Raw genomic sequence first — 26,311 nt, 5'->3', positions numbered from 1 at the left:
TAGGCCTAGTAGTGATGCCGCTCAAGATTCGTCTCAGCGAGGATCTTAGCGGCAATTTCTTCCACTGAAAAACGTGTTGAATCGAGAAATGGAATGGCTTCGCGTCGATACATTTTCTCGACCTCTTGTAATTCAAATCGACACTGCTGCATTGATGCATAGCGCGAACCTTCGCGGCGTTTGCTACGTATCTCATGGAGCCGCTGTGGCTCTAACGTTAATCCGAAAATTTTATGGCGATGCAACTTTAAAGCCTTAGGTAACTGAAGATTTTCCATATCATCGTCTTCAGTGATTGGGTAATTTGCCGCTTTGATCCCGTAATGCAATGCTAAGTAAAGACTCGTTGGTGTTTTTCCCGTGCGGGAAACGCCTAATAAAATAATGTCCGCTTGGTCGTAGTCCGCAATGTTACTGCCGTCATCATTCGCGAGAGAGTAGTTCACCGCCTCGATACGGCTATCGTAACTGTCTCTTATTCCACCATTTTCCTGAATACCATGGGTACGGTTGGTTTTCGGCTGGGCATCAATACCGAGTTCACGACTTAAGGGTTCGACCAGATAGTCGAGAAAGTCGTAACAGCTACCGCTTGATCCGGTAATAATGCGTTTGAGTTCTAGACTAACAAAAGTATGAAAGATAATTGGGCGCTCACCAGTAGCTTGGTGTGCCGCATTGATTTTGCTAACGGCCTGTTCTGCTTTCGCTTCGGAGTCAATAAAAGCGAGTGTTTTGTGCTCAATTTTTAACGGAAACATCGACAGCATAGCCCGACCAAAGGCCTCGGCGGTAAGGGCGGTGCCGTCTGATATATAGAAAATAGTTCGCATGAATGGATTCTCAGGCTAGAAATGCTTGATGAATCTTAACCTTTTCCACGCATGTGTGTAAAATGGGCAGCCATGCTTAAGACCCCAACCACGAGGAACTTGACGTGCAACAAACCGTAACCGACTACGTACTTTGGTATGATCACTTAGGGATGAACGATGTAGGGCGCGTGGGAGGTAAAAACGCGTCGCTTGGTGAAATGATTAGTAACCTTGCAGGCGCTGGGGTTGAAGTTCCCAACGGTTTTGCGACGACTGCTGAAGCCTTTAACGAATTCCTCGAGCAGTCAGGTGTGAATGAACGTATCCATAGCCTGCTTGATGACCTTGATACGAACGATGTAAAAGCCTTGGCCGAAGCAGGGCAAAAAATCCGTCAGTGGGTGATCGAGACGCCTTTCCAGCCAGCCTTAGATAAAGCGATTCGTGAAGCCTATGAAGCGCTAAGTGGTGGTAATAGCGAAGTCAGCTTTGCGGTGCGTAGTTCGGCAACAGCTGAAGATATGCCGGACGCATCGTTTGCAGGTCAACAAGAAACCTTTCTTAATGTACGTGGCATAGATGCCATCATGGAAGCCATCAAACACGTTTTTGCCTCTTTGTTTAACGACCGTGCAATTTCCTACCGAGTGCATCAAGGCTATGATCACCGCGGCGTTGCTCTATCAGCTGGCATTCAGCGCATGGTGCGTAGTGACATTGCCTCTTCTGGCGTGATGTTCACTATCGATACCGAGTCGGGCTTTGATGACGTGGTGTTTATCACCTCAAGTTTTGGCTTGGGCGAAATGGTCGTGCAGGGTGCTGTAAACCCCGATGAGTTCTATGTTCATAAGCCAACTTTGAAAGCGAACAAACCAGCGGTTTTGCGCCGGAATTTGGGTAGTAAGAAAATCCAAATGGTCTATTCAGACAGCCCGGAACACGGCAAACAAACGTCTATCGTCGATATTCCTGCTGCGCAGGGTGCAACATTCTCGGTTAGCGACGAAGAAGTTGAAGCGCTGGCTCGCCAGGCGGTCATTATTGAACAGCACTACGGTCGCCCGATGGACATCGAATGGGCACAAGATGGTATCGACGGTAAGCTTTATATTGTGCAAGCGCGGCCCGAAACCGTTCAGTCAAATAAGAATAGCCAGTCAGTCGAACGTTTCAGCCTCGCACAGAAGAGTGACGTTATCGCCACCGGCAGAGCCATTGGTCAGCGTATTGGCGCCGGTGTAGCTCGTGTTTTGAATGACATTTCCGAAATGGATCAGGTGCAACCGGGCGATGTGTTAGTGACGGATATGACGGATCCTGATTGGGAACCGATCATGAAGCGCGCTGCGGCCATCGTCACCAACCGCGGTGGGCGTACCTGTCATGCGGCAATTATTGCCCGTGAATTAGGGATTCCAGCGGTTGTCGGTTGTGGCGATGCAACTGACTTGATTAAAGATGGTCAAGCGGTAACTGTCTCCTGTGCCGAGGGAGATACCGGCTACATCTACCAAGGCGAATTGCAGTTCGACGTGAGCCGTTCGGACATTGGTGATATGCCAAACTTGCCGTTGAAGATTATGATGAATGTTGGTAATCCCGACCGAGCATTTGATTTTGCCGGTTTACCGCACGCCGGTGTCGGTCTTGCACGGCTAGAATTCATCATTAATCGAATGATTGGCGTACATCCCAAAGCATTGCTGAACTTCGAGCAGCAAAGTGATGAATTAAAACAGCAAATTAGTACGTTTATCGCTGGTTATGAGTCTCCACGTGAGTACTACGTAACCAAGCTTACTGAAGGCATTGCCACATTGGGTGCGGCGTTTTCGCCGGAGCGCGTCATCGTTCGCATGTCGGATTTCAAGTCGAACGAATATGCGAATCTGCTTGGCGGTCGTCAGTACGAACCACATGAAGAGAACCCGATGCTAGGCTTCCGCGGCGCATCACGTTATATCTCAGAAGAGTTTCGTGACTGCTTTGCGATGGAGTGCGAGGCGATTAAGCGTGTGCGCAACGACATGGGCTTAACCAACGTTGAGATCATGATTCCGTTTGTGCGTACCCTTGAAGAAGGTCGCAAAGTCATCGAACTTTTAGCTGAGGAAGGTTTGGTGCAAGGCGAGAATGGCTTGCGGGTCATCATGATGTGTGAACTACCTTCAAATGCGCTATTGGCGGAGCAGTTCCTCGATATTTTTGATGGTTTCTCCATCGGCTCGAATGACTTAACGCAGCTAACGTTGGGTCTTGATCGTGATTCAGGTGTGATCGCGCATCTGTTCGATGAGCGTAATGAAGCAGTGAAAGCAATGCTGGCAATGGCGATTCAAGCAGCGAAGAAAAAAGGCAAGTACGTTGGTATTTGCGGGCAAGGTCCATCAGACCACGCCGATTTCGCCCAATGGCTCGTAGAACAAGGCATCGATTCTGTGTCACTAAATCCAGACACCGTCGTCGACACCTGGCTCTACTTAGCCAAAAACAGCTAGTTAACGCACAAACAGCAAACAGCAAATAACGAAAAGAGGTGATTCACTTGGCAGATCCTGTAGTACGCGAGTTGACGGCACTTGATGATTATCCGGCTACTGAGCCGGTGTACCGTCGCTATGTGTTTGCCTTAACGCAAGCAGGATTTGCTGGTGACATCGACGATAGTTATGCAGGTCGACTGATTGCCGCCACCGATAACAGCGTTTACCAACAATTACCGCAAGCAGTGATTTACCCACGGCATCGTGAGGACCTGCAAAAAGCATTGCAACTAGGGCAAGAGCCTGACTACCAAAGCCTGAGCTTTAGCCCGCGCGGCGGTGGCACTGGAACGAACGGCCAGAGCTTGAGTAACGGGATTATTGTTGATCTCAGTCGTTACTTTAACGGCATTACCGAGACTGACACCGAAGCTGGTTGGGTACGCTGCCAAACCGGTGTGGTGAAAGATGCCCTAAATGACACAGTACGCGTTGGCGGCTGGTTCTTTTCGCCTGACCTATCGACTAGTAATCGTGCCACTATTGGTGGCATGATTAATACCGACGCTTCAGGACAAGGTTCATTGGTCTACGGTAAAACCAGCGACCATATTCTTGAGTTAGAAGCCGTATTGATTAATGGCGAAGTGATCAACACAACTGCCATTCCGCTTAAAGAAGCTGAGCGCCTTGCTGCGGGGGATAGTCTAGAAGCCGCGTTGTATCGCCAAGCATTGGCAAGTTGCGTGGAAAAACGCCAAGCTATTGAAGCGAAATTTCCACCATTGAACCGGTTCCTAACCGGCTATGACCTCAAACATTGCTATGATCCTGAGCAACAAACCCTAGATCTTTCGCGTTTACTCGCTGGCTCAGAGGGAACACTTGCGTTCATCACTGAAGCCAAACTCAATTTAACTCGAATTCCGCGTCATAAAGTCCTGGTCAACATTTCTTATCGGGATTTTGATGCTGCGCTGCGCCATGCTCCGGTGTTAGTAAAAGCGCAGGCAACCTCAGTGGAAACTATTGATAGTACGGTGTTGGATCTTGCCCGAAACGATATCATCTGGCATCAAGTACGCGATTTTGTTGCCGAAGGCGACACTGGTGAGCCGATGGCTGGTATCAACATGGTTGAATACACAGCAGTTGAAGCCGCAGAGCTGGAAGAGAAGCTAGCAACGTTGTTAGCAACGCTCGATAGTGAGCTTAGCGGCGGACCGGCAACGCACGGTGTGGTAGGTTACAAGGTCTGCCGTGACAGTGTCAGTATTCAAACCGTGTATGCCATGCGCAAGAAGTCGGTAGGTTTATTAGGTGCGGTCAAGGGTGAGCGTAAACCGATTGCTTTTGCCGAAGATACTGCGGTTCCGCCCGATTCCTTGGCCGATTTTATCGCTGAATTCCGGCAACTACTTGATGCCCACGACTTACACTACGGTATGTTTGGTCACGTTGATGCTGGGGTTTTGCACGTACGGCCAGCGCTGGATATGAAAGTCCCTGAAGATGAAGCTTTATTACGCAAGATCAGTGACCAAGTCGCCGCATTAACGGCAAAATATGGTGGGCTGATGTGGGGGGAGCATGGTAAAGGTTACCGCTCCGAGTACGCGCCGACATTTTTTGGTGCCGAGCTGTATCCCGAATTGCAAAAAATTAAAGCTGCATTTGATCCGGATAATCGGCTTAACCCAGGTAAATTGGCGACACCTTTTGGTCATGCGACCGCACAATTGGTATCGGTCGATGCGCGTAAACGTGGCTACTTTGATCGACAAATTCCGGCGAACGTGCGTGAAGATTATCAGGCAGCCATGAACTGCAATGGTAATGGTTTATGCTTTAATTATGCTCCGGACTCGCCAATGTGTCCCTCATTTAAAGCCACTGGTGATCGCCGCATGTCACCAAAAGGGCGGGCAAGCTTGATCCGTGAGTGGTTACGTTTGAATAGTGAGCAAGGGCTTGACGTGAGTCAGTCACCTAAGCCCCGTGCAGAGCTATTGAAAGAAAAGAAACCACGTTTTTCACGAGATTTTAATCACCAAGTTAAAGCGTCGATGGATGCTTGTTTGGCCTGTAAGGCTTGTGCCAGCCAATGCCCAGTTAAAGTAGATGTGCCGTCGTTTCGCGCGAAATTTTTAGCCTGGTATTATCAACTTTATCGTCGGCCGCAACGTGATTATTTGGTGGCTAGTATCGAGCGCACCGCGCCACTCATGGCGCGTTTGCCGCGTTTGTTTAATACCTTTACCCATAACCCGCTGAGTCAATGGTTGATGCAGAAAACCCTTGGCTATGTCGATACACCGAAGTTATCGGTGCCCAGCCTTCATAAGCGCTGGCGTCAGCACCACTGGTCAGCGGGAAGTTGTGAAGACCTGTTAAAGTTAAGCCGTGAAAAACGGCAACAAACAGTCGTGATCGTACAAGATCCTTTTACCAGCTTTTACCAAGCAGAAGTTGTTGAAGCATTGGCTGAGGTGATCACAAAACTCGGCTATCAGCCTTATCTGTTGGACTTTATTGGTAATGGAAAGGCGCAGCACGTGAAAGGGTTTTTGTCGGAGTTCACCAAGACTGCGACGCGCGTTACCCGTCAGCTCAACCAACTAGCGCAGGCTGATTTCAATCTCGTCGGTGTCGATGCATCGACAGTGCTGTGTCTGCGGGACGAATACCTTGATTACGCTGAAGAGCAAGTTGCCTTCGAAGTACAGTTGCCGCAAGAATGGCTAGCCAAGGTCATGTCCAACTCAGAGCAAGAACCAACAAAGCCTGAAGCAAGTGAATCTGCTGAACTCTTTTTACATTGTACTGAGCAGACAGCACTACCAACGAGTGCGAAGCTGTGGCAACAAGTGTTGCGCAGTGTCGGTGTTGAGGCACAAGCAGTGGCGACGGGTTGTTGTGGTATGGCAGGTACTTACGGGCATGAGGCTGAGCAACAAACGTCGAGTCGAAAGTTATTTGACTTGAGTTGGCGTGAACCGCTAGCCGCAAGCCAACAACCATTGGTTACGGGTTTTTCCTGTCGCTGCCAAGCGGGGCGGTTTGCCGATAACGCACAGTCAAAAAACAAAAAGCCGCAGCAGGTACAACACCCACTGCAGCTTTTGGCAGAGCGCTTGAATTAATTTTAAGCGCTTTGTTTCGCCGCTTTTGCCTTGGCAATCACTTCACGTGCAAGTTCGTCAGCAATTTGGCCAGTTGGGCGCTGTTCTGCTGCAGAACGGGTGAAGATGGTGTCTAAAGTGTCGTAAATATCACGCACACGTTTATCCGTTTCTTCACGACTCATTTGCGCAGCTTCACTGCATACGTGGATCACGCCACCGGCATTGATCACATAATCTGGCGCGTACAGAATACCCATGTCCATGACTTTTTGGTCGTGTGCAGGGGTTGCTAACTGATTGTTCGCACTACCAGCAATAATTTTTGCTTTGATTTGCTGCAAGGTTTGATCATTGACGGTCGCACCTAGGGCACATGGCGCATAGACGTCAACATCAAGACCGTAAATTTCATCAAGACCTACGATAGTAGCGCCAAGCTCTTGCTGCGCTCGCTGGCACGCTTCGTCATTAATATCTGTGACCCACAACTCAGCGCCTTCTTTGGCACAGTATTCAGCGAAGTCATAACCGACGGCACCGAGACCTTGTACAGCAATTTTTATGCCTTTCAAATCGTCAGAACCAAACTTGTGTTTGGCTGCGGCTTTTAAGCCTAAGTAGGTACCTAGTGCAGTGTGTGGCGATGGGTCGCCTGCTTTACCTTCAGTTCCAGCAACATGGGAGGTTTCTTCAGCAACAATAGCGATATCACTGGTGCGAATGTTGACATCTTCAGCGGTGATGTAACGACCACTCAGCGACTCGACGAAACGACCATAAGCACGGAAAAGTTCAGGTGACTTAATGGTCTTAGCATCACCAATGATAACTGCTTTACCGCCACCCAATGGTAAGCCGGCGAGGGCGCTTTTATAAGTCATACCACGTGATAAACGTAAGACATCAGTTAAAGCTTCGCTTGAATTCGCGTAGTTCCATAAACGTGTACCGCCAAGCGAAGGGCCTAGAGTGGTATCGTGAATAGCGATAATAGCTTTAAGTCCAGTTTCTTTATCGTGACAAAACACGACTTGCTCGTGTTGGTCGAACTCTTGATGCTCAAATAGAGACATGAGTGATGTTTCCTCGTTCATCCCAAAATTGCGCGCACATTAGCATTTTCAAATTGTCTGCGCTAGTGAATAAGAGAAAATAATACGTTTACGTCAACGTAAACTATTGCAAGCAAAGTTTACAGTAATTCGGACTTTGCCGTTTGGCGCTTTCGAGTTAGTATTGTGACACTGTTTTTAAGAAGGGAAGTAGTACAACGATGGCGGATCAACAGCAGCCTGAATTAACTGAAGAAGAAGCGTCAGCTTGGGTTCGTGAGCAATTTCAAGCGGCGAACAAATATCTAGCCGAAAACGGCATCATTACTGATCGCGTACTCACCAAAGAATCACGTTATCTGGTTCCTTATGTCGCAGTGTGGAAATTTACCACGCAAGATCGCAAGGAACTTTGGCTGGTGAACGGGGATGTGCCTACGGATGTTGTCGGTGCGAAAGCTGCGAAAGATGCACGTGAAGCATTGCGGCATATTGCGATGCAGTGGCAGTTGAAAGCGCAAGCTATTATTGATGACCCTAAAGCGCAACAAGATGCCGAACAAATCAAGTATGCGCAATACTTAGTGAGCCGTGCTGAGGGGATTCACGACGCTGTGCAAACAGAAAAGTTGTGGCAGTAAGCGCGAGTAATAAAGCCCGCGGCTCACCGATGAATAAAGACAACGACAGTTAACGGTATGAATAGGAGTTAGCTGTCGTCCTCATCTGCTACCTCTTGAACTAAATACAAAACTCCCTGCTGAATCAGTTCTACCAAACATTCACACGCCTGACGATCACCAAGTATCTGGTCCAAGTGAGCCAGTGGTTGTTCCGAACGTAACTCTAACAATGCTGTGGTTGCGCTTTCGTTAAGCTGCGGAAGTATTTCGCCATTGCTATAAAGCTCCCCAGTGGGACTGCGCAAGATCCGCGCTCCTGGTGTGCGTCCAATAAGCATGTCTGTGCTGGCATAACTTAATAATTCATTTGTGCTGAGGGTATTCTCTGCCGCCGCTAATGGCCGTTTTGACTGGGACATCACACGCGTAATCGCGTCGGCGCCGATCGCTGTATGCAATTGCGTGATGAGTAACTCACGTACTTGCGCAACTTCATCCGCACGAACTTGGTAGGAGGGCGACTCAGTGGTTAACTCTGGATCTTGATAGCGTGGAAAGCTTAGTTCAGAAGCCAATAGCTGGTCGGCAATTTGAGCTAGCCACTCAGCACTGTTTGGCGCACGAAAACCCACCGAATAGTTGATACTTGGTTCGAGCGCAATACCATTGTGGGGACAGCCTGCTGGAATGTACAACACGTCACCAGGTTCTAGAATAGCGTCGATGACAGCCTCAAACTGACCATTCTCAAGTTGCTTTAAATCTGGATGAGGGCAGACTTCGACAAGATTCGAAGCCCGCTCACCAACTCGCCAATGTCGACGACCACCACCCTGAATGATAAACACATCGTATTGATCGAGGTGTGGGCCGACGCCACCATTTTCGGTAGCGAAACTCACCATAACATCATCTACCCGCCAGTCGGGTAAAAAGCGAAAGGCTGATAAAAGCTCTTGGACTTCAGGGAACCATTCGTTAACGGCCTGTACCAATAGCGTCCAATCAACATCGCCAAAACGTTCATAGTCTTCGAACGGACCGTGCTCAACATCCCAGCCGTTGTTAACTTGGCGAATGATACGCGCATCAACGGCTTCTTCCATCGCCAGTCCAGCGAGCAGTTCCGGCTCTATTAAATCGGCAAAATTGGCAAAGCCGTTACGTAAAAGTAACGGCTTCTTTTGCCAGTGATTGGCAAGGAAATCGGCGCGATTAAGGTTGAGTTCCATCATCTCAAGCTAAATCGTCAACAAACTGAACGGCACGACCGATATAAGACGCTGGGGTGAGCAGTTTTAATTCGGCTTTGACGGTTTCAGGTAAATCTAGCGAATCAATAAAGTCAGCCATCGCAGCTTGATTGACACGTTTGCCGCGGGTCAACTCTTTTAGTTTTTCATAGGGCTTTTCAATACCATAACGGCGCATCACTGTTTGAATGGGTTCGGCTAAGAGCTCCCAATTTTGATCAAGTTCACGCATAAGGTTATCGGCGTTGACTTCGAGCTTGCTAATACCCTTTAGTGTTGCTTGGTAGGCAATAAGTGCGTAAGCAAAACCAACACCTAAGTTGCGTAACACAGTCGAGTCCGTGAGGTCACGCTGCCAACGACTTATCGGCAGTTTACTCGCCAAATGTTGCATGATGGCGTTCGCAATACCGAGATTCCCTTCAGAGTTTTCAAAGTCGATGGGATTCACTTTGTGTGGCATGGTCGAAGAGCCAACTTCACCTTCAATGGTGCGTTGCTTAAAGTGATTTAACGCAATGTAGGCCCATACGTCGCGGTTGAAGTCGATAACGATCGTGTTAAAACGTGCGACCGCGTCATATAGCTCGGCGATATAGTCATGGGGCTCGATCTGCGTGGTATAGGCGTTCCAAGTTAAGCCCAACGAGGTTACAAACTGCTCAGCCACGTGGTGCCAATCAACATTCGGGTATGCTGCTAAATGGGCGTTATAGTTGCCAACCGCGCCGTTGATTTTACCCAATAAAGGTACGTTAGCGATTTGCTCTAATTGACGCTCTAGACGCACGTAGACATTCGCCATTTCTTTACCCAAGGTCGTCGGCGTTGCTGGCTGACCGTGCGTCCGTGCCATCATAGGAACCGCTTTATTGGCGATGGCCAGCGTTTTAATCGCGCCGCTTAAGTCTTGCATGATCGGCAGCATAACGTCCTGCAACGCTTCGCGTAACATTAGGGCATGCGAGAGGTTATTAATATCCTCTGAAGTACAGGCAAAATGGATAAACTCGGTCACTGCGTGCAGCTCAGGAACTTCGGCAACGCGTTCTTTAAGGAAGTACTCAACAGCTTTGACGTCATGGTTGGTCGTGGCTTCAATTGCTTTTACACGTTCAGCATCAGCTTCGTTAAAGTTGGCAATCAAATCTTCCAAAAATACATTTGCCTGCTCAGAAAATGCCGGTACTTCACTAATTTCGTTAACGTTTGCAAGCTGTTGTAACCAACGGACTTCGACGATCACACGTTGGCGGATCAGGCCATACTCACTAAACATCGGGCGAAGAGCTGCAGCCTTAGAGCCATAGCGTCCGTCAACGGGAGAAAGTGCGGTCAAAGCGGATAATTGGGTCATGTCGAAGACTCCGAGTTAGGTCGATTTGGGTTACTAATACGAATAAGGTCAAGGGCGGTCGATACCATACGGCGCCGAGAAAACACAAAATGACGGCGCTTACCGCCGACTTGGCGCCAAAGAATAGCACTACGAATCGCGGCTAAAAGTAATGCGCGTATTTGCTTTTGTACGTTTTGTTGTTGCAACAAGACTGGCTTGCCATGAATCTGCAATGGACGACCGAGAGGTGAGATAAAGTCACTATAAGCACCTGCCATACCCGTGAGAATGGTGTCTTGTTCGAATTGAAAGTCTTGTTGTTGACGCTGTAGTTGGTTGATCCTCTGCCCCAGCGCCGCAACGGCTTTCTCACTGCGTTCAAAACGTCGGGCGAGGGCAAGCACACCCACCATATAGCGGGTGATTTCGACATCTTTATTACGAGTCGCGCCAATTTGCGCTAACAGAACTTTTAAGCCGAAGTTTAGGTTGGTGACGTCGCCATAGATCGCACTAAAACTTTCAGGATCTTGCTCAAGAACGCTTTGCAAGAGGGCATCGCGCTGGAATTCTTCAGTAAGCTGACCATGTCGTGCAAGCTGTTTAACGGCAGCACAAGCTTGTGCGATGGCTGCCAGCGCGAGGGTTCGTTGCTGCCACTCGTTCACAACAGAACCTCATGGTCGGCAATGCGCGATTCGATGATACCGCCACCAAGACACACGTCGTCAAGGTAAAACACCGCCGATTGCCCTGGGGTAACGGCGGCTACGGGTTCGGCAAATTCCACCTGTACTTTGTCGTCGCCAATCACTTTTAACTGACAAGCTATGTCGTGTTGGCGGTAGCGCGTTTTCACCACACAAGAAAGTGTACCCTGTGGGCCAACTCGATCGACCCAATGCAACTGACCTGCGATGAGGCCCTTGGAAAACAGTCGCGGGTGGTTTTTACCTTGCGCAACAATAAGCACATTACGCTCAACGTCTTTATCCACGACATACCACGGCTCGTCGCCGGCATTCGCCAGGCCGCCAATATGAAGACCTTTGCGTTGGCCTAGGGTGTGGTACATCAACCCCTCATGTTCGCCGAGAACTTCGCCATCGACGTTTTCAATTGGGCCTGGACGAGCGGGCAAGTACGTTTGCAGAAAGTCTTTAAATTTGCGTTCGCCAATAAAGCAAATCCCAGTCGAATCCTTTTTGTCAGCAGTAACTAAGTCCTGTTCTTCCGCAATTCTGCGAACTTCGGGCTTTTCTAACTCGCCAACCGGGAAGAGTGTTTGCGCGACATGTTCGTGCGACAAAGTGTAAAGAAAATAGCTTTGGTCTTTGTTGTTGTCGAGCCCACGCAGTAGTTGGTATTTGCCGTCATGTTCACGGCGACGGACATAGTGCCCTGTTGCGATATAATCAGCGCCTAAGGCTTCGGCTGCGAATTCCAAAAACGCTTTAAATTTGATTTCTTTATTGCACATGATATCGGGGTTAGGGGTCCGCCCAGCTTTGTATTCTTCAAGGAAATACTCGAACACGTTATCCCAATACTCGGCGGCGAAGTTAACCGTATGGAGCTCAATGCCCAGCTTGTCGCACACGGCTTGAGCGTCGGCGAGATCTTCTGCCGCAGCGCAGTATTCGTCGTTGTCGTCTTCTTCCCAGTTCTTCATGAACAAGCCTTCAACTTGGTAGCCTTGTTGTAACAACAGGTAAGCGGACACCGATGAATCGACTCCACCTGACATACCGACAATGACTTTTTTATCTGCGTTCGCCATAACAACCTTTACTCCAAAAATTTCGCGCGAATTCTACCACACTGGCGGTACTTCGCGCCACTGACCAGGCTGTAAACCTGCGAGTCGCCAAGGACCTATCGCTGCGCGAATCAATCGCAAGGTAGGGTGACCAATTGCGGCTGTCATACGGCGAACTTGTCGATTGCGTCCTTCACGAATGGTCAGGCATAGCCACTGATCAGGGACTGACTTGCGTTCTCGAATGGGTGGGTTGCGTGGCCAAAGGTTTGCGGGTTCGTCCATACGTATGACGTCGGCTGGCAAGGTCATCCCATCATTGAGCTCAACACCATCAGCTAGTTGCTGTAACGCTTCATCACTGGGAATACCTTCAACTTGTACCCAGTAGGTTTTCGGTAATTTGTGCTTGGGATGGCTAATTTTGTGCTGCAGCGAACCGTCGTTGGTTAACAAGAGCAGGCCTTCACTGTCTTTATCTAAACGTCCAGCAGGATAGACATCGTTAAATGGAATATAAGGCTTCAAGGTTGCTTCATCAGCATCCCCTGAAAATTGCGTGAGAACGCCGTACGGCTTGTTAAACAGAACGAGCTTAGGGTTCGCTGGGCGATGTTGGTCGGACGCTTGTGGGGCTTTGCTGCGTCGGCTCTTGCGGCGAAAGGGGCGAGCCCCTGGAGTGCTTTTCTTTGGCATAGACTTATCAGTGTCGCTTAGAATAATGTTAGAATATGGGCTAGGTCGCAAAACATAAGTATAAAGGAAAAAGTGCGCATGCAGGACTCAAAACCGAATGATCCGCAAAAACAAGCTACTCAAATCGATAACTTCGCTGCAGCTCTACGTGGCGAAGCTCCCTTGGCGGTGGGTGATGTCATCCAACGTAGTTGGGATATCACGCTGCGTGCGCTACCCATGATGCTACTTGGTGTTGCGGTGTTGATCATTATGAATGGTGTGGTATCTGGTATTGCCGAGTCAGTTTTTCCGATGGAGCAGGACCAACCCGATCCGCGCAATTCGATCTTCCAGTCGTTGCTGAGTATTATTTTTGTCGCGCCGTTTACCGCTGTCGTGACCTTGATGGGATTGAAAAATGCGCGAGACGCGAAACCTGGCCTCGAATGTTTTGCTGAAGCCCTGCGTTGTTTGCCACAAGTTTTAGCCATTACCTTCATCATGAGCGTTGTGGTGATGATCCTCGCCGCTTTATTTTTCTTTATTTTTGGTATTGGCGCAATAGCTGTGTCGCTAGTATTGGTGACCGCTATTTATTTCCAATTCGCTTTTTTATTAGCGATACCTCTGGTGTTGGAACGGGGCCTTAAAATAAGTCGAGCGATCATTGCTTCGTTCTTGGTGATGAATAAAAAGATGTTTACCGTGCTAGGTATCTATGTTGTGCTGTTTATTGTTATATTTATTAGTGCGTTACCACTTTTCTTGGGGCTAATATTCACGTTTCCAATGAGCTTTAACGTTGTGGGTGTCATCTATAACCGACTTATTGGCGTACCTAATTCTAATGCTGAACTTGAACAGCAACCGAATGAGGCTCAACTTTAGGAGACTGCATGTTACGTATTGTTTTAATTATGCTTGCTATTTTAGCGGTCGCCGCTGCTGTGGTGGCGCCGACGGCGCTGCATTTAGCGAATCCTTACCGGCTTTATGACAATGTGGTGCCGGCAAAGGATATTGCAATACAGGCACCGCGCGTAACGTCGTTGCCAGACTTTAGTCAATACCAGCAAGTTGCGGACAAGAAAAAGGCGTTCTTTGACTTTCTTGCACCGTTGGTTGCTGCCGAGAATGCACGTATTGCGGAGCACCGTCAGGGACTAGAAGCGCTGCACACCAAATGGCTATTTAACCCGAACTCACTTACGCGAGAGCAACGCAGTTGGCTTGCTTATTTGGCCAAACAATACCGAGTCGATTTTAGTCTTGAGAGTAATGAGGCGGCAGAGGAAACCTTTGAACTATTGATTCGGCGCGTTGATGTCGTTCCAGAGACCTTGGTTTTAGTGCAAGCGGCGAATGAATCTGCGTGGGGTACTTCGCGATTTGCACTTGAAGCACTCAATCTTTTTGGTCAATGGTGCTTCACCGAAGGTTGTGGTTTGATCCCACAGGCGCGCGGCGATGAGGCAGTGCACGAAGTGCGCAAGTTCTCGTCCGTTAACGACTCAATTGCGAGTTATATGCGTAATTTGAATACGCATCCGGCTTATTTCGAACTGCGATCCTTACGTGTTGAGCAGCGCTTGTTGGGACGCGATATTCGTGCGTTAGACTTGACGCCAGGCTTGTTAAGCTATTCTGAACGTGGTGAAGCCTACGTTGAGGAGCTTAACGCAATGATTCGCGTGAACCGCCCGTTGATCCTTGCTGCGCTCGCTGATCCAGCTAATGAAGATGGGCCCGTTGCCGAGCCCGGCTTTTCTGGCCTCGATGACGAACAGGCTACACGCTCAAATTCCGCACCTGAATAACCCCGAGGCGGTCATTACTGGCCGCTTCATCTTCATCTTCCTCACTGCGATAGTTGAGAAAGTCATTCGGCACACTGTGATCGAACGCCGTGTCGCCCTGCTCGTTTGCTAATCCATCGGCAGTAATGTTTTTAAAGTCAAACAGTTGGTTATCGGCAAGATGCGATGGCACTACGTTTTGCATGGCAGTAAACATACTTTCGATGCGCCCCGGATATTGACGATCCCATTGGCGCAACATGTCTTTGATGACCTTGCGCTGCAGGTTTTCCTGCGAACCGCACAAATTACAGGGAATAATAGGAAATTGCTGATAGTCAGCGTAACGTTCGATATCTTTTTCGCGAACATAAGCGAGCGGTCGAATCACAACATGCTCACCATTATCGCTGACCAATTTGGCTGGCATTGATTTCATCTTGCCGCCATAGAACATGTTCAACATCAGCGTTTCGACCATGTCATCGCGGTGGTGACCTAAGGCAATTTTGGTTGCCCCAAGCTCCTTTGCGACGCGATAGAGAATGCCACGCCGTAGGCGAGAGCATAATGAACAAGTGGTTTTTCCGGCTGGAATTTTCTCTTTTACAATGCTGTACGTGTCTTCTTCGATAATGCGGTAATCGACACCTTCGCTTTCAAGATAAGTTGGCAACACATGCTCAGGAAAGCCAGGTTGTTTTTGGTCTAAGTTAACCGCGACGAGCGAAAACTGAATCGGTGCAATTCTTTGTAAGAAACGGAGAATAGCAAGTAGGGTATAGCTGTCTTTGCCGCCTGACAGGCATACCATAATTTTGTCGCCATCTTCGATCATGTTGAAGTCTTCGATGGCACGTCCAACGTGGCGGCGCAGACGTTTCTCCAGCTTGTTGAAGTTGTAACGTTGTTTCTTATCGCTGTCGCTAAGGCTTGCTGAACTCATAAAACATTTCCACCCGAACTAACTATCAAAGCGCCTCACGCGCAAAAAAGTGGGCGGATTATACCTTAACTGGCGATTCAAATCCCGCCGGTTTTACGGCTAATAAATCGCAGTTAACTTGCTCAATAACATGTTCCGCGGTGTTGCCTAACAATGCCGCACTAAAACCTGTGCGACCTATTGTGCCGAGTACAACCAACTCGGCATCAAGCTCTTCCGCAAGCTCTGGAATAACTTGCTCGGGTAAGCCTTCGCGAACATGTTGCTGGGCTGGAGCGATGCTAAATTGTTCTGCGTGCGCAGCAAGTGCTTTTTGATGGTTTTCGGCAATAACTTCGCGATAATTAGCGGTGTCGAACTCTGGTATTTCGGCCGCAATAGTCACTGGAGCTCCAGGGTAGGCGTTCACTAGGTGTACTTCGCTATGTAGACACTTGGCGAAGCGTTGCGCCGATTCGATAATGCGTGTGTTCAAGCTATCGTGATGTTCACTTTCACCGGTGGTATGAATCGCCGCGAGAACTTTACCGTTCTCCGGCCATTCATGTTCTTTAACCAATAATACTAAGCACGGCGCTTTACGTAATAGGTGCCAGTCTGTAGGTGTGAAAATCAGGTGAGCTAAACCTTCGTGAGGGTGCGTCGCTTTCACAATGATATCGTGTTGACCGTTGATTGCCGTTTCAATAATGGCTTCGTAGGGGCGGTTGTGCCACAACACCTTGATGTCAATTTGCAGATCGCGAGTGTTGTAGTCTTCCAATAAATCGGTAATCCACACGCGGCGGTCATTAATCAGGCTGTCACGCATGGTATTACGTTCTTCAGCAGCCAGCATGGTGGTCATTTCATAAGAAAAGTCATAGATCGAAAGCATTAGGGTTACTTTCGCTTGGCTAATCCGCGCTAAGTGCAAGGCGCGATTTAACGCTTTTTGTTGTTGTTTGTCTGGATCGAGAACAACCAAAATAGAGTTGACGCACGACATCTGACACCTCACGTTGAAGCACATTGGTAAATGTCAGTTTAGTCAGAAAAAGCGCTGTAAGCCAACTAGTTGAATGCTAAGGCTTGACGTAAAGCAATAATCGCTACCCAAAGACCATAAACGATCATCAGTACCCCCATCGCTTGTCGAAAGCCTTGTCCCTTAAGAATGCTTTGCAAAGCACCGCTAAACCAACCAAATGCCAGCATTGCCGGCAGGGTCCCAAGGCCAAAAGCCAGCATGTAAAGCGCGCCATTAACTGGGGATGCGCTAAGGGCAGACCAACTGAGTGCACTATAAACCAAGCCACAAGGAAGCCAGCCCCAAACCATCCCGGCAACATAACGACTCATGAGACTGTTGCTTTGGCGCAACTTCCCAGCGTAGGGCGCGAGTCGTTGCCATAATGGTCGGCCGAGATGCTCGAGCTTGCTTAAACCAAGCCACCAGCCGCCCAAATAACACCCCAATGCGATCAGGAAAAAGGCCGCTAGAAAACGTAGGGTGAGAAGTGCGGGGCTAAAACCGCTGATTGCCGCTTGGCTTAATAAGCCGACGAGAGCTCCGGCAATCATGTAAGAGCTTAAACGGCCTGCGTTGTAGAATAGCAGGGCACTTAAGTTAGCAACCTTACTTTGTTGATGGTGAATCGCACCAGCTAAGCCACCGCACATCATCAAGCAGTGACCGGCACCGGCGAGCCCCATCAGGAAGGCAGCAAAAAGGTCAAGCGTCATGATCGTTGTCTTGTTGACGCGGTTTGGTCGTTGTTTTCGGGTCGTCGTCATCAAGGAGGACATTCATTCCTTGACGTTCTAAATCCTCAAATTGGTCACTGCGTACGGCCCAGAAGAATATCACCACGGCAATGATGACAAAGAGGATGGCTATGGGAATTAAGATATATAAGCTGTCCAAAACTACCTCGTGTCTTTTGAGGTTCGATACAATCGTAGCGAGTTTGCTAATACCAGTAGCGAACTGATCGACATGCCGATAGCGGCGATATAAGGCGTTACCCAACCAACGACCGCTATTGGGATGATACCGAGATTATACACCAATGCCCAAGTGACATTTTGGCGTAAAATCCGCCGACTTTGTGCCGTCGAAGAAAATAACTGCAGCACAGCAGAAAAATCATTGCGCATGGCCACCACGTCAGCGGCTTGTCGTGCTAAATCAGCGGCTTGGCCAAAGGTCATCGAAACATCGGCTTGTGCCAGTACTGGCCCGTCATTAATACCATCACCGATCATCATAACGGCACCATGCTTTTGTTGCTGTTCAACATACGCAAGTTTATCCGCAGGTAAGCATTCAGCTAAAAATGCTGTAATATTTAATTGGTCTGCCACTCGCTGGGCATTCGCTTGCCGATCGCCGGTGAGCATCACAATCTCGAGCCCTTGTTGTCTAAGTGCATCGAGGGTATTGAGGGCATCATCACGGAGTTCATCTTCTACCTGGTAATAAGCGAGCACCTGGCTTTCTGTAGCCAGGACGACGTTAGCGCTGCTGTGTGAAAGCACGCTGGGGTGCCAAGCTGCGATAAACTGTGGTGCACCGATGCGAATCGCGATGCTCGGAGCGTTGTCGATGGGTTGCCATGTTGCACTAACACCAGCCCCGAGTTTAACTTCAACGTCACTAAGCTGCGTCACTGCAAGTTCAGCGTCGAGCATTTTAAAAGGTGCAGCTAATGGGTGCTCGGAGTGCAATTCTAAGCTTTTTGCGAGACGATCGGCGAGTTCCTGTTGGCCATTGGGATAAGAGGATTCAGTAAGCTTAAATTGCCCGGTAGTTAAGGTCCCGGTTTTATCAACGATCACGGTTTGGACAGCGCGCAGGGTTTCAATCACTTCAGTGTTGCGCAAGATGATGCCATAGCGATTGAGTCGGTGAATAACCCCAGTTACCGCTGTAGGAGCTGCAAGCGCAAGCGCACAAGGGCAGGTGGCCACGAGCACGGCGAGTGTTACCCAAAAGGCTTCCGCTGGTTCAATGAAACTCCAGACTAAAAACGTTGCCGCAGCAAGGATTAGAAGTTGCTTCACAAACTGATTGGCTAAGCGCTCTGCGCGTTCTGCGAGACGTGGTTTATTGGCTAACGCTTGATCTTGCAAGGCGGCAATTTTAGCCATCACGGTACTTTGTTGGGTGGCTTGAACCCGCACACGGATGGGCTGGGTTTGGTTCAGCGTGCCAGCCAAAACTTGACTGCCTTGTTGGTGAAGCACAGGGATGCTCTCACCCGTGAGCATACTTTCATTAATTTCTGTTTGTTGGCTTAGCAATTCGCCATCGGCTGGTAGGGTTTGCCCAGCAAGTACCTGCACAACGTCACCAACTTGGAGTTGATTCACGGCAACAGATTCGTAACGACCGGGTTCAATTTCGCGCTGTGCGGAAGCCGGCAGTAGTTTTACGAGATTTGCTGCGGTGGCGATAGCTTTCTGCTTGGCCAGTAGCTCGAGATACCGTCCAACCAGCAGCAGAAAAGTAAACATGCTGACGGACTCAAAATAGACCTCGCCAGTATTGCTTAGCGTGGCGTAGGCGCTTGCACCATAGGCACTGAGTAGAGCCAAACTGACGGGAACGTCCATATTCAGCTGTTTAGCTTGAATACTACGTAACGCTGACAAATAAAATGGCTGCGCACTGTAAAGCAATACCGGGGTGGCAAAGAGTAAACTGATCCACCAAAAAAATTGCCGGAGATTATCATCAAGCTCGTTGACCATACCGAAGTAGAGCGCCACGGCTATCATCATCACTTGCATGGTCGCCAAGCCGGCGATACCGATGCGACGCACAAAGTAGCGACGTCGGCGTTTAAAGTCCTGTTCTTGTGTTGCTGCCTGAAACGGCAAAGCACGATAACCCAAACCGGCAATTTGCTGCAGGATTTCACTAAGCTTGACTTGGGTTTCATCCCAACTAACGAAAACCCGCTCTGTAGTGGCATTCACGCGGGCTACGGCTACGCCGTTAAAGCGTTGTAGTTGTTGTTCGATAAGCCAAGCACATGCAGCGCAGGTCATCCCTTCTACGGAGAGTGTTGTCGTGCGCTGCCCAGTTTCATCAATTTGGGTGAACTGCTCCTGCAGTTCGCGTTGATCGTAGGCCTCTAGCTGCTGTAGCTCGTCCGGTAATAACGGAATTTGCAGAGGGTTACTTGTGTCGCGGTACTGATAAAAGTGTACTAAGCCTTGTTGTTCAATGGTCTGAGCAACTGCTTGACAACCAAAACAACACACATTCTGGCTTTGTTCTGCCACGGTAACCCGGTAACCACCGTCTTTCGGAAGAGGTTGCAGACAGTGAAAGCAGCATCCGGCCGGTGGTTGCGGCAATGTTTTCGCCATAGTTAAACGCCGTAAGTTAGCGGCTCTAAAACGAGTTCGCGATAGCTCGGCAACTGGAGTTGTTGGCTTAAGCGCCAACTATCATCAAATGGCGTGATAGTTACTGTCCACTTGCCATCCTGTTCGGCGACTTCGGCTGGTAACTCACCACGAAATAGGCCTTCTGCATCGGCGGTAAGTACCAACGAGAAATCTTTGTCTGCCAAAGTGGTGTGATAGAACCTTACGTTTAATGCTGTTAATTCTTTCGGCGCACCGGTTTCATAGGCGAGAATTAAGGTTTGCCCTTGTTGCTTAAAGCGAAAAGAAATACCGCGGCGCTGCGCTTCTTGTACTTTTTCGACTTCGGCATTGATGCCGCGACCTTTCTTATAGTAGTTATCAACCACCATAGGGTTGTCACCGTAATTTGAGGCCACCGAAAGGGTGATGATCATGGCGATGACCACCGAGAATGGAATGCACATTAAAAACCAAGGCCAAAACTGCTTATACCACGGTTTTTCCATTGTTAATCACCTCAAAAACATAGACGTTAGAAAAAACCCCGCGTTTGCGGGGTTTTCAGTTTAATCGTTTGAAAGCCCGTAAACGTAGGCACTAATGACGTGTATTTTGTCCTCACCCAGAATGTCTTTCCAGGCTGGCATTACGCCGTTACGGCCATTTTGCAGGGTTTCTTCGATTGCTGCTTGCGAGCCACCGTATAACCAAATGTTATCAGTTAGGTTTGGTGCGCCAAGTTGCTGATTACCTTTACCGTCCATGCCATGACAGGCAGAGCATACAGCAAAATTTTTCTTGCCTGCAGCAGCAAGCTCAGGATCAACTTTGCGGCCGCTCATACTTAGTACATAGGTCGCTAACTCAGTGATTTGCTGCTCGTTGAACTGGCCACTGAATGACGGCATTTGACCTTGACGACCTTGCAACAAGGTTGTCTTGATTGCGTCTGGCGAGCCGCCATAAAGCCAATTGTCATCGGTCAAGTTAGGGAAGCCCTTACCGCCCATAGCATTCGACCCGTGGCACTGGGCACAGTTTTGTAAGAATAAGCGTTGGCCAATCTCGACTGCGTCTTCATCGTTAGCAAGCTCGGGAATAGGGCGCTCAGATAACGCTGCAAAAATGGGTCCAAACTCTTCTTCCGCAGCTTGTACTTCGCGGTCATACTGTACGATCAAACCGGCTTCACGATGCGCTTCAGTAGCGGTGCGCGACTCTTCGAGCGAGCGAACCTCTTGGTTTGAACTGCTCCAGCCGAGCAAACCCTGAAAATTACCCAAACCTGGGAACAGGGCAAGGTAGATAAAGCCCCAAACAATGGTGACCCAGAATAAGATCATCCACCAACGAGGTAGGGGGTTGTTAATTTCAACGATACCGTCGAACTCATGATCCATGAGCTCACCTTCTTTGATACCGGTATAGTTGTTCATATTCCAGCGCAACAGCCAAATAATAAAGACTAAAAACGCTAGGGTCAGGACGATAATCCATGCACTCCAGAAGCTACTCATTGTTCTTCGACTCCTGTTTAGTATCGTTTTGTTGGCTGCGATCTAACTCATCTTCTTCAAAGATTGAGTTGGCGGCTTCATCGAAACTCTTCTTTCGAGCTTTACTGAACGCCCACACACCGATGCCAATAAACAATACGAAAACGATAACTGTATAAATACTACGCCAGGTGATGTAATCCATCTTAGTTGGCCTGTTTTTGTAACGCCGTGCCCAAGGACTGAAGGTAGGCAATCAAAGCCTCCATCTCAGTTTTGCCTGCTACCGCAGCTTTGGCACCAGCGATGTCTTCGTCGGTGTAAGGCACACCAAATTGACGGAATACTTCCATTTTCTTGGCTGTGTATTCGCCGTCGAGGGTGTTTTCTGCTAACCATGGAAAACCAGGCATATTGGACTCAGGAACCACATCACGAGGGTCCATCAAGTGTACGTAGTGCCACTCGTCGCTGTAGCGTCCACCGACGCGAGCCAAGTCAGGGCCTGTGCGCTTCGAGCCCCATAAGAATGGGCGCTCCCATACGTGCTCACCGGCCAATGAGTAATGACCATAGCGTTCGGTTTCAGCTCGGAAGGGGCGAATCATTTGACTGTGGCAACCACTACAGCCTTCACGGATGTAGATGTCGCGACCTTCAAGTTCAAGCGCAGTATAGGGCTCTAGACCGACCACAGGTTCATTCGTTTGTTTTTGAAAAATCAACGGAGTGATTTGTACCAAGCCACCGATCGAAATCACGATGGTGGCAAAAATAGCCAACCAGCCTACGCGCTTTTCAACGAATTCATGCTTAACGTTTTTCATAGTGACGACTCCTTAAGCTGAATGCGTGGCTGCTTCACGCGGCGCAACGTTAATGGTTTCGACAGTAGGTTTGCCCGCACGAATAGTGCGATAGCAGTTCACTGCCATCAAAATCATCCCGGTAACAATGAACAAGCCGCCGACAAAACGGATGAACCAGAATGGGTACGATGCCTCTACGCTCTCAACGAAGCTATAGGTAAGGGTACCGTCTTCGGCATTTACCGCACGCCACATCAAACCTTGCATGACACCAGAAATCCACAGTGCAACGATGTACAGCACAACCCCAATGGTGTGCAACCAGAAGTGGATGTTGATCCAACGCACGCTATGCATTTGCGTCTGGCCCCATAGGCGAGGGATCAGGTAGTAAAGTGAGCCAATGGTAATCATCGCGACCCAACCAAGGGCACCTGAATGCACGTGACCAATGGTCCAATCTGTATAGTGTGAGAGGGCATTTACTGACTTGATGGCCATCATCGGCCCCTCGAAAGTCGACATGCCGTAAAACGACAAAGAAACAATCAGGAAGCGCAAAATCGGATCGGTTTTGAGTTTGTGCCATGCCCCAGATAACGTCATGATACCGTTGATCATACCGCCCCATGAAGGCACAAATAGAATCACTGACATCACCATACCAAGAGACTGAGCCCAATCAGGCAGTGCTGTGTAGTGCAGGTGATGCGGACCGGCCCAAATATACAAACCGATCAAAGCCCAAAAGTGAACGACCGACAAACGGTATGAGTACACTGGGCGCTCTGCTTGCTTCGGCACGAAATAGTACATCATGCCGAGGAAGCCGGCAGTCAACAAGAAGCCTACTGCGTTGTGCCCGTACCACCACTGCACCATGGCATCGACGGCACCGGCGTAGACACTATATGACTTCGTCAAGGAGACCGGAAGCACCATGCTATTCACAATGTGGAGCACGGCGATAGTGATGATAAAACCACCATAAAACCAGTTCGCAACATAAATGTGCGAGGTGCGACGCTTAACTAGGGTACCGAAAAATACCATTACATAAGCAATCCACGACAAGGCGATCAAGATGTCGATAGGCCACTCTAACTCCGCATATTCTTTGGAGCTAGTTAAGCCTAATGGCAAGGTAATCACGGCGAGCACAATGACGGTTTGCCATGACCAAAATACAAACGCAGCCAACTTGTCAGAAAAAAGGCGAGTTCGACAGGTTTTTTGCACAATATAAAAAGAGGTTCCCATCAACGCCGAAGTACCAAAAGCGAAAATAACCGCATTGGTGTGTAATGGGCGTAAACGAGAGTAGGTTAGCCATGGGGTATCGAAGTTGAGCTCCGGCCAAATTAGCTGGGCCGCAATCCAAACACCTAAAGCCATACCGATGATACCCCAAATTACGGTCATGATAGCGAATTGACGCACGACCTTGAGGTTGTATTCGATCTGTTGTGGACTTGTTTGACTCATTTTTATTTTCCGCGTTGATTCTCTGACTTCAGAACAGAGTAACGTGACAATGATGATCGCTTGTCGGATACTTTGACAAACACCTCCCTATTTTATGACGGATAGCCATAAAAATACAGGAAGAATCCATTAAAAATCCAAGCGTGACGCCAACTTGAGGAAATTTTGGGCAAGCCATGAAATTAACTAATCGGTCTTTACCTTATTTTTCTTATTCCCGCAGTAAAAGTAGGGTCTTTGTGCTACTTTTGTTGGCGCTGCATAGTATCTCTTGTAGCTTTGATTCAACGCAACAGTTACCCGTGGCAAAAATTGATCTGTATCAAGAAACGATTATTTTATCGATGCCGCAGCAACCTGTCCCATTGGAGCAAGCGCTGCCATTGCGCCTTATCCTTCCCGCTGGGGTAACACCTAAGTTGGCCATCGTCGAAGGCGAGTCCATGGAGATGGGGCGCATTCCTATACAATGGCGTTCTGCGGAAGGGAATGAGTGGCAAGCGACACTTTATCTTGGCGCTTGCACTGAGTCGGAGATGGAATGGCGTATGACCATACCATTAGCGCATTCTGACAATAATCTGCCAACTAGTGTGACATTCACCTTTTCGAGTAAACGTTAGGCGCCGCGCGTAGTAACTTGAAACAAATTCAGCGTCACTTTGATAAATCCTCGTGCTATAGTCGACGAAACATATTTTTAACGCCGATCGTAGTGTTTGGTTGAAATACTTAAGGAGTTGCCATGTCCGTTGCTTTAATTTGGATCATTATTGGCATTGTATTGATCGTGTCGGAATTACTCTTAACCAGTGTTATTGCAGTCTTTTTGGGGATTGGGGCGATTGTGACCGGGCTCTTATTGCACTGGGAAGTAATTGAGCAAAGTGCAACTCAGTTTGCTGTTTTTGGTGTGGTTAGTTTGGTTTTGTTAGTCGTTGCACGAGGCCATTTCAAACGCTGGTTCATGGGGTACACCGCTGATGAAGATGAGGCAAAGCCTAACTTTCAGCGCGATATAGGCGCTCGCGTTAAGGTGATCCGTGACTTCAATCATGGGGCTGGGCGCGTACTCTTGAATGGAGTGCAGTGGGATGCCTTTTCTGAAGATGAATTAAAGTCGGGTGATACCGCTTGGGTTATCGCCAACGAAGGAATCCAGTTGACGGTAGCGAAGCAAAAGCCGAATGCTGCGGCAAAGAGTATTTAACACTAATTAATAATAACAAGGAGTAGATACGATGGTGCCTTTAGATGTGGGTACGGTGTTAGCGATTGGCTTTGCCGTTGCTGTCATTATTGTCATTCTAAAAACCGCGCGCATTGTTCCACAACGGACCAACTTTGTGGTTGAACGGTTAGGCCGCTATAACCGTACGTTGGATTCAGGCTTTCACTTACTGATTCCATTTATCGATAAAGTGGCCTATCAACACACACTGAAAGAAGAAGTGATCGATGTTGAACGCCAAGCGTGTGTAACTCGCGACAACATTCAAGTTGGTATTAATGGTGTGCTCTACATTCAAGTCGTTGATGCGCACAAAGCAAGTTATGGCATTAATGATTATCGTTATGCTGCGTCACAGTTAGCGCAGACCACGATGCGTTCGGTAATTGGGCAAACCGATCTTGATAAAACCTTCGAAGAACGCGCTCGTATCAATGAAATTGTCGTGCAAGCCCTCGATGAGGCCGCTGCTCCGTGGGGTATCAAAGTCTTACGTTACGAGATTTCTGATATTGAGTTGCCAATGAGCATAAAGGACGCGTTGGAACAGCAGATGCGAGCGGAGCGCGAACGTCGCGCCGCCATCGCGAAGTCCGAAGGTGAGCGGCAATCAATGATCAACGTTTCTGAAGGTCACAAACAAGAGGTCATTAACCTTTCTGAAGCCGAGAAACAAAAGCAGATCAATGAAGCAGAAGGGCGCGCACGCGAAATTGAACTCATTGCTGAAGCGACCGCCGAGGGCCTTCGTAAAATCGCCGCAGCAATTCAACAGCCAGGCGGACAAGACGCTGTGAGCTTACGAGTTGCCGAGCAGTACGTGAAGGAGTTTGGTAATCTAGCTAAAGAGACCAATACGCTTATTTTACCTGCACAACTTGCTGACATAGGCGGAGCGGTCGCAGGCCTCACTGAAGTGCTTAAAGCTAAGCCACAACAGTAAGTTTTAAACTGGCGTATCTAAAAGGCCGTTCATCGAGGATGAGCGGTCTTTTTTGATCATATTTGCTCAAATAAGACTATACACAAGCTGTACAAACGTATTTTACAAGGATT

The 26,311-nt window shown here is 48.7% G+C and carries 25 protein-coding genes; 8 read left to right on the top strand and 17 right to left on the bottom strand.

What is annotated here, in order from left to right:
- Window positions 1-5: 5 nt before the first annotated feature.
- Window positions 6-833, bottom strand: a complete 828-nt coding sequence (gene ppsR / locus CWI70_RS02875; RefSeq protein WP_126770391.1) for a posphoenolpyruvate synthetase regulatory kinase/phosphorylase PpsR — start codon at window positions 831-833, stop codon at window positions 6-8.
- Between the two features lie 104 nt (window positions 834-937).
- Between ppsR and ppsA the strand changes: the two genes are divergently transcribed.
- Window positions 938-3,316, top strand: a complete 2,379-nt coding sequence (gene ppsA / locus CWI70_RS02870) for a phosphoenolpyruvate synthase (RefSeq protein ID WP_275540742.1) — start codon at window positions 938-940, stop codon at window positions 3,314-3,316.
- Window positions 3,317-3,363: 47 nt separating this feature from the next.
- On the top strand, window positions 3,364-6,444 hold the full coding sequence (gene ydiJ / locus CWI70_RS02865; protein ID WP_198677639.1) for a D-2-hydroxyglutarate dehydrogenase YdiJ: 3,081 nt from the start codon (window positions 3,364-3,366) through the stop codon (window positions 6,442-6,444).
- Between the two features lie 2 nt (window positions 6,445-6,446).
- On the opposite strand, the gene CWI70_RS02860 is transcribed toward ydiJ, so the two are convergent.
- Window positions 6,447-7,499 (bottom strand): Glu/Leu/Phe/Val dehydrogenase dimerization domain-containing protein, encoded by a 1,053-nt coding sequence (locus CWI70_RS02860; protein WP_126770389.1) that lies wholly within the window; start codon window positions 7,497-7,499, stop codon window positions 6,447-6,449.
- 200 nt (window positions 7,500-7,699) lie between these two features.
- On the opposite strand from CWI70_RS02860, the gene CWI70_RS02855 reads away from it, so the two are divergent.
- Window positions 7,700-8,119: a DUF4826 family protein gene (locus tag CWI70_RS02855; protein WP_126770387.1), complete on the top strand. Its 420-nt coding sequence runs from the start codon at window positions 7,700-7,702 to the stop codon at window positions 8,117-8,119.
- 68 nt (window positions 8,120-8,187) lie between these two features.
- Here CWI70_RS02855 and CWI70_RS02850 read toward each other — a convergent pair whose 3' ends face one another.
- From CWI70_RS02850 to CWI70_RS02830, 5 genes are read right to left on the bottom strand one after another with little or no spacing between them, the layout of a single operon-like run.
- The gene (locus CWI70_RS02850; protein ID WP_241967808.1) at window positions 8,188-9,336 is read right to left on the bottom strand and encodes a cupin domain-containing protein; all 1,149 of its coding nucleotides are present in this window, start codon (window positions 9,334-9,336) and stop codon (window positions 8,188-8,190) included.
- A gap of 1 nt (window position 9,337) precedes the next feature.
- The gene (purB, locus tag CWI70_RS02845; protein WP_126770385.1) at window positions 9,338-10,711 is read right to left on the bottom strand and encodes an adenylosuccinate lyase; all 1,374 of its coding nucleotides are present in this window, start codon (window positions 10,709-10,711) and stop codon (window positions 9,338-9,340) included.
- Entirely contained in the window at window positions 10,708-11,361 is a 654-nt protein-coding gene (hflD, locus tag CWI70_RS02840; RefSeq protein WP_126770383.1) for a high frequency lysogenization protein HflD, read from the bottom strand. Before hflD ends, purB begins: the two co-directional genes overlap by 4 nt.
- Window positions 11,358-12,473, bottom strand: a complete 1,116-nt coding sequence (mnmA, locus tag CWI70_RS02835) for a tRNA 2-thiouridine(34) synthase MnmA (RefSeq protein ID WP_126770381.1) — start codon at window positions 12,471-12,473, stop codon at window positions 11,358-11,360. The genes hflD and mnmA overlap by 4 nt, the downstream gene beginning before the upstream one ends.
- 33 nt (window positions 12,474-12,506) lie before the next feature.
- A complete protein-coding gene (locus CWI70_RS02830) occupies window positions 12,507-13,148 on the bottom strand; it encodes a pseudouridine synthase (RefSeq protein ID WP_126770379.1) in 642 nt (213 codons plus the stop codon).
- A gap of 78 nt (window positions 13,149-13,226) precedes the next feature.
- On the opposite strand from CWI70_RS02830, the gene CWI70_RS02825 reads away from it, so the two are divergent.
- Window positions 13,227-14,018 (top strand): DUF2189 domain-containing protein, encoded by a 792-nt coding sequence (locus CWI70_RS02825; RefSeq protein ID WP_126770377.1) that lies wholly within the window; start codon window positions 13,227-13,229, stop codon window positions 14,016-14,018.
- Window positions 14,019-14,026: 8 nt separating this feature from the next.
- Complete coding sequence (locus tag CWI70_RS02820; protein ID WP_126770375.1) at window positions 14,027-14,947, top strand: glucosaminidase domain-containing protein; 921 nt, start codon at window positions 14,027-14,029, stop codon at window positions 14,945-14,947.
- On the opposite strand, the gene ttcA is transcribed toward CWI70_RS02820, so the two are convergent.
- The 10 genes from ttcA to ccoN form a co-directional block, all read right to left on the bottom strand.
- Window positions 14,919-15,872, bottom strand: coding sequence for a tRNA 2-thiocytidine(32) synthetase TtcA (ttcA, locus tag CWI70_RS02815; protein WP_126770373.1), 954 nt, complete (start codon window positions 15,870-15,872; stop codon window positions 14,919-14,921). The genes CWI70_RS02820 and ttcA overlap by 29 nt on opposite strands.
- Before the next feature lie 58 nt (window positions 15,873-15,930).
- Window positions 15,931-16,860: a universal stress protein UspE gene (gene uspE / locus CWI70_RS02810; protein ID WP_126770371.1), complete on the bottom strand. Its 930-nt coding sequence runs from the start codon at window positions 16,858-16,860 to the stop codon at window positions 15,931-15,933.
- Between the two features lie 65 nt (window positions 16,861-16,925).
- A complete protein-coding gene (locus CWI70_RS02805) occupies window positions 16,926-17,597 on the bottom strand; it encodes a sulfite exporter TauE/SafE family protein (protein WP_241967807.1) in 672 nt (223 codons plus the stop codon).
- Entirely contained in the window at window positions 17,587-17,778 is a 192-nt protein-coding gene (gene ccoS / locus CWI70_RS02800) for a cbb3-type cytochrome oxidase assembly protein CcoS (RefSeq protein ID WP_126770370.1), read from the bottom strand. The genes CWI70_RS02805 and ccoS overlap by 11 nt, the downstream gene beginning before the upstream one ends.
- Window positions 17,779-17,780: 2 nt before the next feature.
- Window positions 17,781-20,231, bottom strand: a complete 2,451-nt coding sequence (locus CWI70_RS02795; RefSeq protein ID WP_126770368.1) for a heavy metal translocating P-type ATPase — start codon at window positions 20,229-20,231, stop codon at window positions 17,781-17,783.
- Between the two features lie 2 nt (window positions 20,232-20,233).
- Window positions 20,234-20,740: a FixH family protein gene (locus CWI70_RS02790; RefSeq protein ID WP_126770366.1), complete on the bottom strand. Its 507-nt coding sequence runs from the start codon at window positions 20,738-20,740 to the stop codon at window positions 20,234-20,236.
- A 60-nt stretch (window positions 20,741-20,800) separates the two neighbouring features.
- The gene (ccoP, locus tag CWI70_RS02785; RefSeq protein WP_126770364.1) at window positions 20,801-21,751 is read right to left on the bottom strand and encodes a cytochrome-c oxidase, cbb3-type subunit III; all 951 of its coding nucleotides are present in this window, start codon (window positions 21,749-21,751) and stop codon (window positions 20,801-20,803) included.
- On the bottom strand, window positions 21,744-21,935 hold the full coding sequence (locus tag CWI70_RS02780) for a cbb3-type cytochrome oxidase subunit 3 (protein WP_126770362.1): 192 nt from the start codon (window positions 21,933-21,935) through the stop codon (window positions 21,744-21,746). Before CWI70_RS02780 ends, ccoP begins: the two co-directional genes overlap by 8 nt.
- A 1-nt stretch (window position 21,936) precedes the next feature.
- Entirely contained in the window at window positions 21,937-22,557 is a 621-nt protein-coding gene (gene ccoO, locus CWI70_RS02775; protein ID WP_126770360.1) for a cytochrome-c oxidase, cbb3-type subunit II, read from the bottom strand.
- Between the two features lie 12 nt (window positions 22,558-22,569).
- Window positions 22,570-24,024 carry a cytochrome-c oxidase, cbb3-type subunit I gene (gene ccoN / locus CWI70_RS02770; protein WP_126770358.1) on the bottom strand — a complete coding sequence of 485 codons (1,455 nt, stop codon included), beginning with the start codon at window positions 24,022-24,024 and terminating at the stop codon, window positions 22,570-22,572.
- A 239-nt stretch (window positions 24,025-24,263) separates the two neighbouring features.
- On the opposite strand from ccoN, the gene CWI70_RS02765 reads away from it, so the two are divergent.
- From CWI70_RS02765 to CWI70_RS02755, 3 genes are all read left to right on the top strand, one after another.
- Window positions 24,264-24,647, top strand: a complete 384-nt coding sequence (locus CWI70_RS02765; protein ID WP_126770356.1) for a hypothetical protein — start codon at window positions 24,264-24,266, stop codon at window positions 24,645-24,647.
- Between the two features lie 122 nt (window positions 24,648-24,769).
- Window positions 24,770-25,234, top strand: coding sequence for an NfeD family protein (locus CWI70_RS02760; protein ID WP_126770354.1), 465 nt, complete (start codon window positions 24,770-24,772; stop codon window positions 25,232-25,234).
- Between the two features lie 31 nt (window positions 25,235-25,265).
- Complete coding sequence (locus CWI70_RS02755) at window positions 25,266-26,198, top strand: SPFH domain-containing protein (protein WP_126770352.1); 933 nt, start codon at window positions 25,266-25,268, stop codon at window positions 26,196-26,198.
- Window positions 26,199-26,311: the final 113 nt, after the last annotated feature.

The sequence above is a fragment of the Pseudidiomarina homiensis genome (genome assembly GCF_003987225.1).
GTDB lineage: Bacteria > Pseudomonadota > Gammaproteobacteria > Enterobacterales > Alteromonadaceae > Pseudidiomarina > Pseudidiomarina homiensis.
The sequence above is the reverse complement of the archived record's forward strand: the minus strand, read 5'-3'. Positions and strand labels throughout refer to the sequence as shown.

Excerpts from the sequence above, each read along its gene's own strand:
- ppsR (WP_126770391.1), bottom strand. The coding sequence starts at position 833 with ATGCGAACTATTTTCTATATATCAGACGGCACCGCCCTTACCGCCGAG.
- CWI70_RS02860 (WP_126770389.1), bottom strand. The coding sequence starts at position 7,499 with ATGTCTCTATTTGAGCATCAAGAGTTCGACCAACACGAGCAAGTCGTG.
- CWI70_RS02855 (WP_126770387.1), top strand. The coding sequence starts at position 7,700 with ATGGCGGATCAACAGCAGCCTGAATTAACTGAAGAAGAAGCGTCAGCT.
- CWI70_RS02850 (WP_241967808.1), bottom strand. The coding sequence starts at position 9,336 with ATGATGGAACTCAACCTTAATCGCGCCGATTTCCTTGCCAATCACTGG.
- purB (WP_126770385.1), bottom strand. The coding sequence starts at position 10,711 with ATGACCCAATTATCCGCTTTGACCGCACTTTCTCCCGTTGACGGACGC.
- mnmA (WP_126770381.1), bottom strand. The coding sequence starts at position 12,473 with ATGGCGAACGCAGATAAAAAAGTCATTGTCGGTATGTCAGGTGGAGTC.
- CWI70_RS02830 (WP_126770379.1), bottom strand. The coding sequence starts at position 13,148 with ATGCCAAAGAAAAGCACTCCAGGGGCTCGCCCCTTTCGCCGCAAGAGC.
- CWI70_RS02825 (WP_126770377.1), top strand. The coding sequence starts at position 13,227 with ATGCAGGACTCAAAACCGAATGATCCGCAAAAACAAGCTACTCAAATC.
- CWI70_RS02820 (WP_126770375.1), top strand. The coding sequence starts at position 14,027 with ATGTTACGTATTGTTTTAATTATGCTTGCTATTTTAGCGGTCGCCGCT.
- ttcA (WP_126770373.1), bottom strand. The coding sequence starts at position 15,872 with ATGAGTTCAGCAAGCCTTAGCGACAGCGATAAGAAACAACGTTACAAC.
- uspE (WP_126770371.1), bottom strand. The coding sequence starts at position 16,860 with ATGTCGTGCGTCAACTCTATTTTGGTTGTTCTCGATCCAGACAAACAA.
- CWI70_RS02805 (WP_241967807.1), bottom strand. The coding sequence starts at position 17,597 with ATGACGCTTGACCTTTTTGCTGCCTTCCTGATGGGGCTCGCCGGTGCC.
- CWI70_RS02795 (WP_126770368.1), bottom strand. The coding sequence starts at position 20,231 with ATGGCGAAAACATTGCCGCAACCACCGGCCGGATGCTGCTTTCACTGT.
- CWI70_RS02790 (WP_126770366.1), bottom strand. The coding sequence starts at position 20,740 with ATGGAAAAACCGTGGTATAAGCAGTTTTGGCCTTGGTTTTTAATGTGC.
- ccoP (WP_126770364.1), bottom strand. The coding sequence starts at position 21,751 with ATGAGTAGCTTCTGGAGTGCATGGATTATCGTCCTGACCCTAGCGTTT.
- CWI70_RS02780 (WP_126770362.1), bottom strand. The coding sequence starts at position 21,935 with ATGGATTACATCACCTGGCGTAGTATTTATACAGTTATCGTTTTCGTA.
- ccoO (WP_126770360.1), bottom strand. The coding sequence starts at position 22,557 with ATGAAAAACGTTAAGCATGAATTCGTTGAAAAGCGCGTAGGCTGGTTG.
- ccoN (WP_126770358.1), bottom strand. The coding sequence starts at position 24,024 with ATGAGTCAAACAAGTCCACAACAGATCGAATACAACCTCAAGGTCGTG.
- CWI70_RS02760 (WP_126770354.1), top strand. The coding sequence starts at position 24,770 with ATGTCCGTTGCTTTAATTTGGATCATTATTGGCATTGTATTGATCGTG.
- CWI70_RS02755 (WP_126770352.1), top strand. The coding sequence starts at position 25,266 with ATGGTGCCTTTAGATGTGGGTACGGTGTTAGCGATTGGCTTTGCCGTT.